Source organism: Curtobacterium sp. B18 (assembly GCF_000333375.1).
Classification (GTDB): domain Bacteria; phylum Actinomycetota; class Actinomycetes; order Actinomycetales; family Microbacteriaceae; genus Curtobacterium.
The window spans coordinates 1-1,582 of the sequence record NZ_BACZ01000767.1 but is presented as its reverse complement, the minus strand read 5'-3'; the positions used below and the strand labels follow the sequence as shown (position 1 = coordinate 1,582).

Here is a 1,582-nt window from a genome sequence, read left to right as displayed (position 1 = left end):
CGCCTCCTGTCACGGCCGCCACGCCGCCGGCTCGTCGCGCCGGTACCGGCCGGCGGGGCGCTCCTCGTGGACGTGGTCGCGCCGCTCAGGCGGTGGCGAGCAGACCCATCTCCGCGACCACACCGCGGAGCCGGTCCGCCAGGTCGTCGCGGGACGCGACCGTGAACCGGTGCGCGGCCTCGATGACCGCGGCCATGACGAGGGTCACCGCGGTCCGGGCCGTGTCAGCGTCAGCCCGCTCGGCGGCCACCCGGACGATCGCCGTCCGCGCGTCGGCCGTCCACTGCAGCATCGTCGGCACCATCTCCGGCCGTGCCTGCACGAGCGCCTTCATCCGGCGGCGGTCCTCGGGCAGGGTCACGGCCTGCGCCACGAGTTCGCAGAGGTCGGACACGAGCGCACCGGAACCTGCGAGGAACCGCGCGCGGGCGTCGTCCGGGACGGTGGTCGACGGCAGGCCGAGGGCCGCGTTGCCCTTCGACGGGAAGTAGTTGAAGAAGGTCCGGGGCGAGACGTCGGCGGCCGCGCAGATCTCCTCGACGGTGACGCCGGCGAGTCCGCGTTCGGTGACGAGCTCGAGGGCGGACCGGTGGATGGCAGCCCGGGTCTGCTGCTTCTTGCGCTCCCGCAGGCCGCTGTCGGCCACCGGGTGGGACTCGATCGTGCTCACTGCTGCTCCTGGTGCGGGTCGGGGCCTCCCGTCCGGTGACGGGAGGCCCGGTGTCCGCTGCTAGACGCGGTCCCGCTGGACGGGGACCGACCCCGTGCCGGGAGCGGTCGGCGAGCCCATGGTGTCGGCGGCCTTGACGGCCTGGACCTCGAGGTCGTCCGCGGTGCTCGCGCTGTCCGCCTGCTCCTGCAGGGCCGAGCTCTTGCGGAGCGGCGGCGCCTTGAAGAACCAGCTCAGGACGAACGCGAGCAGGATGACCGCGAAGCCGACCCAGTAGACCGTGACGGCCGAGGCGTTGAACCCGGACATGAACGGGCGGGTCAGCGCCGCGTCCGCGCCGTTCAGGTAGGACGTGTCGCTCGTCTCGCTGCTCGACGAGGCCGAGTCGCCCGTGCCCTTCTCGATCTGCTTCGACAGGGTCGGCGCGAGGTCGTCCACCCAGTAGGTGCGCTGGGCGTCGTCCGACCAGTCGACGACGAGCTTGCCGTCCTGCACCGACGCGTGGGCCTTGTCGGCCGCCGCGGTGAGTGCCTGCTGCTGCACGGCCTCGGGGGCGCCGGCGGTGGCCTGGGTCACCTGGGCGGTGGCCTGGTCGAGGCCGGACTGGACCTGCTGCTTGATCGGCGTGACGATCGGGTTCCAGATCTGGTCCATCACGCCCTGGTTCGCCTTCGCCGTGGCGACCGTCGGGTCGAGCGCGGCGTCGAGCGCACCGGTGAGGTTCTTCTGGTCGGCGGTGGCGTGCAGGATGTTCGCCGGCATGATCGAGAAGAGCACGGACAGGAGCACCGCGGTGCCGAGCGTGCCACCGATCTGGCGGAAGAACGTCGCCGAGCTGGTCGCCACACCCATGTCACGCGGCTGCACCGAGTTCTGCGAGGCGAGGGTGATGCTCTGCATGAGCTGCCCAGC

Annotated in this window: 1 protein-coding gene and 1 pseudogene; both read right to left on the bottom strand. The window is 72.3% G+C overall.

What is annotated here, in order from left to right:
- Nucleotides 1-85: 85 nt before the first annotated feature.
- Nucleotides 86-670, bottom strand: a complete 585-nt coding sequence (locus I5E_RS23055; RefSeq protein WP_022908583.1) for a TetR/AcrR family transcriptional regulator — start codon at nucleotides 668-670, stop codon at nucleotides 86-88.
- Nucleotides 671-730: 60 nt separating this feature from the next.
- Nucleotides 731-1,582: pseudogene (locus tag I5E_RS20255) on the bottom strand (MFS transporter); the annotation flags it as partial.